8 protein-coding genes are annotated in these 8,250 nt (G+C 37.5%); 6 read left to right on the top strand and 2 right to left on the bottom strand.

Annotated features, from left to right (window positions below):
• From Q1V93_RS04515 to Q1V93_RS04490, 6 genes are all read left to right on the top strand, one after another.
• Positions 1-1,073, top strand: a 1,073-nt coding sequence (locus Q1V93_RS04515) for a toxin C-terminal domain-containing protein (RefSeq protein ID WP_300662073.1), incomplete at its 5' end; no start/stop codon positions are given.
• Positions 1,074-1,080: 7 nt separating this feature from the next.
• The gene (locus Q1V93_RS04510; protein WP_300662070.1) at positions 1,081-1,437 is read left to right on the top strand and encodes a hypothetical protein; all 357 of its coding nucleotides are present in this window, start codon (positions 1,081-1,083) and stop codon (positions 1,435-1,437) included.
• Positions 1,438-1,596: 159 nt separating this feature from the next.
• The gene (locus tag Q1V93_RS04505; protein WP_300662067.1) at positions 1,597-2,631 is read left to right on the top strand and encodes an RHS repeat-associated core domain-containing protein; all 1,035 of its coding nucleotides are present in this window, start codon (positions 1,597-1,599) and stop codon (positions 2,629-2,631) included.
• 33 nt (positions 2,632-2,664) lie between these two features.
• Entirely contained in the window at positions 2,665-3,087 is a 423-nt protein-coding gene (locus Q1V93_RS04500; RefSeq protein WP_300662064.1) for a hypothetical protein, read from the top strand.
• A 260-nt stretch (positions 3,088-3,347) separates the two neighbouring features.
• On the top strand, positions 3,348-3,860 hold the full coding sequence (locus tag Q1V93_RS04495; protein WP_300662061.1) for a hypothetical protein: 513 nt from the start codon (positions 3,348-3,350) through the stop codon (positions 3,858-3,860).
• A 67-nt stretch (positions 3,861-3,927) separates the two neighbouring features.
• On the top strand, positions 3,928-4,284 hold the full coding sequence (locus Q1V93_RS04490) for a hypothetical protein (RefSeq protein WP_300662058.1): 357 nt from the start codon (positions 3,928-3,930) through the stop codon (positions 4,282-4,284).
• Between the two features lie 653 nt (positions 4,285-4,937).
• On the opposite strand, the gene rlmN is transcribed toward Q1V93_RS04490, so the two are convergent.
• Both rlmN and Q1V93_RS04480 read right to left on the bottom strand, forming a co-directional pair.
• The gene (gene rlmN, locus Q1V93_RS04485) at positions 4,938-6,014 is read right to left on the bottom strand and encodes a 23S rRNA (adenine(2503)-C(2))-methyltransferase RlmN (protein ID WP_300662055.1); all 1,077 of its coding nucleotides are present in this window, start codon (positions 6,012-6,014) and stop codon (positions 4,938-4,940) included.
• Between the two features lie 95 nt (positions 6,015-6,109).
• Complete coding sequence (locus Q1V93_RS04480; RefSeq protein ID WP_300662052.1) at positions 6,110-7,978, bottom strand: alkaline phosphatase family protein; 1,869 nt, start codon at positions 7,976-7,978, stop codon at positions 6,110-6,112.
• Between the last annotated feature and the right edge of the window lie 272 nt (positions 7,979-8,250).

Genomic DNA, 8,250 nt, shown 5'->3' with positions numbered 1-8,250 from the left:
ACAGTGATTACTATCCGTTTGGGATGGAAATGCCGGGAAGACATACCAACGAAGGAGCGTATCGTTTTGGTTACAATGGCATGGAGCTGGATAACGAGGCGAAAGGAAATGGGAATTCGTATACGACGGAGTTCAGGCAGTATGATCCGCGGTTGGGAAGATGGTTGAGTTTGGATCCGCTGATGGCTGAATTCCCATGGATGAGTCCGTATGTGGCGTTTGATAATAATCCTGTTTACTACACTGATCCACTAGGGTTGGCTGCTAAAGGAGGGCCTGGAGATCCTCCTACTGCAACAAAGATAGTTCGGACAACAACTAAAATAACTAAAGCTGATCATGAGCAAATGCAAAGATTAGTTAAGGAAGCTCAGGATATAATTAATGAAAAAAAACCTGAACCTTCTCCAAGTCCGACTAAAGCATTAATGAGGAGAATACCAGTGGTTGGAACTGCTATCGTTGTTATGGAATTATTGGAGGTGTCTGAAAGGGATATGCTTAAAATAGCTTATGGCGCTCTTCAATATTATGAAACTCAAACATCTCCTACTGAAGATGATGAAGAGCAAGCAAAGAAAGTATTGAGAGGGTTAAAGGCAGCAAAAGTTACTGTTAAAAATAGCTCCGATCAAATTGAAATATTTACCAACAATCCTTCGACTCTTAGTGATGATTATATGTCGGGGGTGAGATGGCGGATTCAAAATGGAAAAGCTAGAGCTAGTGATTGGCAATATGCAAAGGAAGCTTATGCAAGATCTGATAAATCATTTAAAGATGCTCATGAAGGAAAAGTGTTAAGGCAGGAAACAATTGTTACTTTTACACAAGGAAGGGGAGAGTTTGCTAAAAAAATATCTGTTACATTACCTGATGGATACAAGAAAACGAACTATAAATCGCATGGTCAAAATATGTATCATAACAAAAAAACAGGCAGTTATATTACCCCTGATCAAGATGGACACAATGGAGGAGTCTGGAAAAAAGCTTCATCAGTGGAAAATTTAGGGAGTAAAGAAACTCGTGAGGGAACTTATAATGAAGAATTAGAAAAAGTTGGAGATTAAATAAGATATGGAAAGTCAAATTATAATGGAAAACGTTCAGTTAAAAGAAGGAACTTTTTACTATGAACTTAGAGAGAAATCTAAATTTGATGTAGGATTGTATAATCAGTTTATTTATCTACTTATTAATTCGATTGATTCTATCGACGATGAAACTATGAGATGCAAACTTTCACTTCAGATGTGGGAATTATTTTTTTTAATATCTAAAAGTTTAATCCACCATCAGAATAAATTTGATATTTATAAAATAAAAGGTATTGATAATGAGTTGATTTCAAAAATAGTAAATGACATGTATGAAATCGGAAATTTGATCTCATGGAAAAAAGAAATCAATTCTAATGACTATTTTGTTGGGTAGTGTTATCAATCATCACTTTTGGTAATTAGAAACGTATAAGAAGCTGATTTTTAAATAGAATATTGTTGTAAGATTGAAAAGACGAGTGAGGTTAACCCCTCACTTGTTTCATTTTAAATCATTCTGAATACTCGAAATGCGGTAATTCCGTATCGGAAAATGTATGCAAGTGGAACCTACGAAGCGGTGGTGATTATGAACAGTGATTACTATCCGTTTGGGATGGAAATGCCGGGAAGACATACCAACGAGCAGAATTACCGCTTTGGGTATAACGGAATGGAGCTGGATAATGAGGTCAAAGGAAATGGGAATTCGTATACGACAGAATTCAGGCAATATGACCCGAGATTGGGAAGATGGTTGAGTTTGGATCCGTTGATGAGTAAGTTTCCATGGATGAGTCCGTATGCGGCATTCAATAATAACCCGATATTCTATACTGATCCATTGGGGTTAGCTCCGGGAGGCCCGCCTGAAATCATTAATATTATCAAGACTGGGAAAAAAGAAAGTGCTGTATTCAAGCGTCTTCTTAAAGAAAATGGTATTACTGAAGAAAATTATCAAGATATAATATCATACGGTACCGGAACGTATACAATAAATGATAATGGAAACATTGTTTTGGACAAGAATTCAAGTACAGACGTTAAAAGAATGATTATTGAGTTAACCCATGAGTTAACAAACAGGAAAAATTTGGAAAGGATACAGGAATTGGATAGAAAAGTCGAAAGAGGTCTGATTACACCTGCTGAATATGCAAAAGAACTTGAAATAGTTGAATTAGATGGTCAGATAAATCAAGCTAAAGTAGCTGCAGCTATTGGGTATAAATATGGTAATAAAAATGCTGATAAGTTAATAGAAGCATACCGCAAAGACCCTTCTATCAACTTAAGAAAATACGTAAGTACTGGAGATGTTTTTTATGAAAAGTATAAGGCTCAAGGAGAACGTGCCAGAAATAATTATTTGAATAATAAAGCCAATATTCAGAAAATTCAAGACACTGAGATTAAATTTGATTCAAATGTGGCAAAACCAAGTAAGGATAAACAATATCTAATAGTTAAAGATTTGAAAACTGGAAAAGAACATCAGGTAACCAGAGATTCAAAGACAGGAAAGTACTATAAATATGATCCCAACAATGATGGTAAAGATGAAAAAAAACAAGAAAAAAATTAAACTAATATTATGAGGGTTATAACTTTTTTATCAATGACCATATTATTATGTGCGTCTTGTACAGATCTAGAGAATAAGACTGAAATAAAACAATCATCAAAAAATGCTAATCCATTAGCTGTAAAGGACTCATCGTTAGATTTTATTCAAAATAAAGAAATAAATTACAATATTGTTTTAATGTCATGTGATACCTGTGCACCTATAACCAATATAGGATATAGAGTAGTAGTGCAATTAACTGACGAACAAGAAAAAAAAATCAGGAAAATATCGGCTAAAAAATGGGCCGAATTACTAGAAGGTGATAGTACTGATTGGGCAAGCAATTTGATATTACATTACATTAATCAAAAGGATGCTTTCCATTTAAAAAATTACAATAGTGAAAAAGAGTGGAGAAAAGCATTCAAACAAGATGATGTCGAATATTGGGAAAAACATAATTATAAGTAATAGGGTAGGGTAGTGGGTAGTGTTATCAATCATCACTTTTGGTAATTGGAAAGGTATAAGAAGCTGATTTTTAAATAGAATCTTATAATAAGATTGAAAAACAAGTGAGGTTAATCCCTCACTTGTTTCGTTTTAAATGATTTTGAATGCTCGAAATGCAGTAAGTTTGTTCTACGTGTTATCAAACATCACCTGAATGAACTGCCGCATGGACGAAATAAAATGTGGATTGGATTTATTAATTTGTAAAGAGTTGAATGATGAAAAAGAGTATTCGATATTGTGCTTTAATTTTTGTTGCAGCTTTTTTTCAAAGTTGCAATAGCGAATCTAACAAATACGTTTATTCGGATGTGTCGAAATTTAAAAAGCTGATATATGTTAATAAACAAATCAAAGGAGTTAAATTTGAAATTACTGACGTTTTATTTACTGAATCGAGAAAGATTGAAAAAATAAATGATAATCCGGAAGATCCATACGTTATTTTTGCTGTGATAAAGCTTGATTCTGTATCGTATAAACAATTAACTGAACAAGTAAAATCTGAACCAGCAATTGATAATGTTCTTTTAACCAAGAAGTCTCTAAGAACTTGGTTTCCAAAAAGCATTAAAGAATCAATTTCGCCAAAAGGAAGATTTTTTAAATTTGAAAAGAGTGTCTATAATTCACATGTATTAATTAAATCCAATTCATACGATGGTGATTTTATATTCCTGGATGAAGATTCCATTTTCCTAACCCTTTTTTCCAAGAGATTCCGTACTTAAGGGCTAGGTGGTAGTATTGTCAATCATCACGATAATCAAAATAAAGTGTTTTTGTAGATTAGGATTAATGGAAGATATAGAAATAAATAGGGCAGATGATAACTTTAACTATACTGTAAGTTTATGCTCAACTAGTTTATTCAAAAAGAATAACGACGAAATTTTATATGATGTTTATGAAGAGTTTGATTCATATTCCTGGTCTTTTTTACATGAAAACACCTTGAATGTACTTTTAACGTCCGGACTAATAAATGAAGAGATATTTAAATTGTCATTTGAGCTTAGAGAGCTTTCGGTCAAACTATTTAGCTCTGATATTGATAGGTCGGTTGACGAATTAAAAAGAAATGAAAATTGGAAAGAAGTATTTTCATTATGTGATAGAATAATTGAGTTAAAAAAGGGAGTAATCCAAGGTTAGATAAGTGTATAATATGCGACAAAGTAACGCTGGTATTCTTTTAAGCTTCTTCCTGCTCATGACAGGATGCACTCAGAAGAAAGAAACACCTCAAAACAAAGAAATTGAAACCCCCGGTATAAATCACTTAAAAATCGCCTTGAAAAAGAGATTGTAGGTTTCTGGAGGTTGTATTCTGTTACATTTCAGGAGTCGCGAATGATTGATCATTCAAAACGGAAAGTACTGTCGAAAACCAGGTTAAGTGATACGATTCATATTGAGTTTAAATCGAATCATTCTTTTGAAATTAATTCTGAGTACATCGGGAAATGGAAATTTGAAGAATTAAACATCAAATTGAAAGGCAAAAACATTCAGCTTCCGGTACCTTTTTTCTGTAATTCAACCTATCAAATTGGCGTTCAAAAAACGTACTCAAAATTGACAGCAAATGTAAATATGGGAGGGAATTTGTACGAAGTTCAATATGTGCTTGTAAAGAATTAGAGATCTGCTATCTATGAAATCTGCAGGATCAGTGTGACTTTTTTCCCCTTCAAAAAAATAACTGAAACTTTTAAATCAAACAGAAAAACAATTTGGTACTCGTATTCCAATAGCTATAGGGAGGGAATTCGTAATTCGGCATTCGTAATTCGCAATGAATTCAATCACGCTTTCAAAACCCTTTTATCAATCATCTTGTTCTTATTCGCCAACTGACCACAAGCAGCATCAATGTCTTTTCCGCGGCTTCTGCGCACATTCACAATCAGATTGCATTTTTCCTCTAAGAAACGTGCAAAATCATCTACTTTCTGGCGATCAGCCTGGCGGTATTCGCCGTCGTCAATCGGGTTGTACTCAATGATATTGATCTTGCAGGGAACAATTTTGGCGAAATCAGCCAGTTCGCGGGCATCTTCCAAACCGTCGTTAAAATCTTTAAAAATGATGTACTCGAACGTCACGCGCGATCCTGTTTTCTCGTGGAAATACAACAAAGCCTCGGAAAGCGCTTCCAGATTGTTGGTATCGTTGATATCCATGATTTTGGAACGCTTCGTATCGTTTGCCGCGTGCAGCGATAACGCGAGGTTGAATTTCACCTGGTCGTCACCGAGTTTCTTGATCATTTTGGCAATTCCGGCAGTGGAAACCGTGATGCGTTTCGGAGACATACCCAAACCATTTTCATCCGTCAGGATTTCCGTACTGCGAACCACATTCTTGTAATTCAGCAACGGTTCGCCCATTCCCATGTAAACAACATTGGAAAGGTTCGTGTTGTATTTGTCCGTCGCTAAATTCTTGAGGTAAACCACTTGGTCCACAATTTCTCCGGCGCTCAGATTGCGCATCATTTTAAGCCGTCCGGTGGCACAGAAAGCACACGATAAACTGCATCCGACCTGCGAAGAAATACAAGCCGTCATCCGAGAAGTCGTCGGGATTAAAACACCCTCAATTACCTGGCTTTGTCCTTCGATTCCGAAAGCACATTTAATCGTTTTATCACTGGAAATCTGCTGATCTTCCACCGTAATTCCGTCGAAATAAAAAGCCTCCTGAAGCTTCTCCTGCAAACTTTTCCCGATATTGCCCATGGCCTCAAACGAATGAACCTGCTTCTTCCAAATCCAGTCATACACTTGCTTTGCGCGAAATGCAGGTTCCCCGAATGCAACGATAGCTGCTTTCAGTTCTTCGAGATTTAAATTCCGGATATTGATCAATTTGGACGACATGTTTACGACAATAAGGGCACAACGCTTGTGCTAAAGCTTCAGCGTCGGCACAAAGGTACGGCTCTTTTCCCGACAATTCAATAAATCAGAAGAACTTACAATTTTTTATAATCTTCGTAAAGCGTATTCAGGAAGTAAGAACAGTTCAATTGTTCGCGTTTGAAGTCCTTCGGCGAGTAAGTATTGTCGCCTACGATCTTCTGTTCCATGTAATACGTAAAATTTCCTTTGTCCGTTCCCCAGCCGTATCCGCGGATAATGGCATGGAAAGCAAATTGAGGCACTTTCGGGTTCATCAGATCCTTGCTGTACGGATAACGTGCAGGTTCACCTTTCATCTGGTAGATCAGCGTTGCAGCAATATCAGCTTGCGATCCGACCGTATGCACGCGTTTCCCGCGGTAAGATTTTTTGATTGGTTCCCCGTAAAACAACAACGGAACATGATAAAACTTTCCTTTTCCGGGATCAACCATTCCGGGAGCGGCATGTCCGTGATCAGCCACAAAAACAAACAGCGTGTTCTTATACCAGGAATGCTTTTTACAGTTTTTGATGAATTCACCCAAACATTCGTCGGCGTAAACCAAAGAATTCATGAAATCAGCCTCTTCACCCGTAAAATGTTTTCCTTTTCCCTGCGGTTGGTCATACGGAGCGTGCGTACTTCCCGTAAAGGCACATTGCAGGAAAGGCTTTTTGTGATCATTGATTTCCTTGATGAGAAACTTGTACAAATCGCGGTCGTAAAAGTTGAGTTTCCCGCGCGGAAGATCAGAAGGGAAATCATTTTCATCTTTCACCACGTCAAATCCGTGATCCATGAAATATCCGCCGATGTTTCCGTATTTTAAATCGCCGCTGAAAATATACGAGCTGTGATAGCCCCAGGCTTCCATATCCTCGTTCAGGCAATGCAGTTTGCGGTATTTTTCCGGCTGCATCGAAATGGAAACTTCCGGAAGCGTGTAATGTCCGCTGAAAATACTCGAATTCCCGATCTCAGAAGTCGTTCCGGTTGCATAAATATTGGTAAAAAGAACTCCGTTCTTAGCCAGTTTGTCGAAATGCGGAGTAGCACCTTTGTTCGGTCCCAAACTTCCGATTGCCTCTGCAGACCAGCCTTCCAGGACAATAAACACTACATTCGGGCGGTTATTTTCCAGGAAATAATTCGAATGCTCCCTGGGATAACTGTACCATTCTTCCACTGTTTTCCGGGCAAGTTTTTTATCCACTTTCGGAATGAACGCATCAATTTCCGAACGATTGTAAAGCAGGTAACTTTTCCCGAAGAAATAAAGCGAATTGATCGAAATATCGTTGGCAATTGCCTTGTTGGAATAGCTGGAAGCGTTGATATTCAGTGGAACCGGTTGGAATCCGCCCCGCAAAGAAATGAAAAACAAAAACAAAACAATGGCATAAGTAATCGGTAAAGCAATCCATTCAAATCCATGGCGGATTGTAGCCAAAGTCAAAGCCCCTTTTTTGAAGAATTTCCGTGAAAGGAAAATGTAAAGAGTTAATTGAACAAGCGCATACAAAATATACCAGAAAATCATCGAATAATTAGCCGTCCGGGCCACTTCATCCGGGTGCGACAAATGCATGAAAACACGCGAAGTCAGCTTGTGATTCCACTCTCCGTAAGCCACAATTTCACCGGCCTGAACCAACACCAAAAACACAATCGAAGCAATCAATGTAATTCTGAAAAGACGGCCCCACCATTTCCAGTTACTGTAATGCTGAATCAGACGAAACAAAAACGGAATCGCTGAAAGCCCCGCCGCAGTTGCCAAATCCAGTCGGAAAGAATAAACAAAGCTCAATAGCCACTCTCCCAGACCAACCTCCTTCAGTTTCCCGAAATGGTGAATAGAAAACAAAATCCGATGAATGTCAAAACAGACAATCCAGAAAAGTATGAGCTTAAAAACATCGCGAAAAGGACGAAGCATGAAATCTGATAATAGGATACAAATTTAGAGTTTATTTCTTGCGAAGGTATTTTTGTTCTGCTTTTCTTATGATAATCAGAAACTCTTAAAGAATCAGCCCATCAAATCCCGTTTATCACCTCAATTCCTATGTGTTCTATGTGCCCTATGTGGTAAAATTCCTCCCAGCTCGTCCAAAAAATCCTTGTGTCCTTCGTGGTTAAACCAACCAGCTTTTCAACCCCCATTCAGCGCTCTATAGCTATGTGTTCTATGTGCCCTATGTGGTAAAA

This window comes from Fluviicola sp. (assembly GCF_030151805.1).
Lineage (GTDB): Bacteria > Bacteroidota > Bacteroidia > Flavobacteriales_D > Crocinitomicaceae > Fluviicola.
The sequence above is the reverse complement of the archived record's forward strand: the minus strand, read 5'-3'. Positions and strand labels throughout refer to the sequence as shown.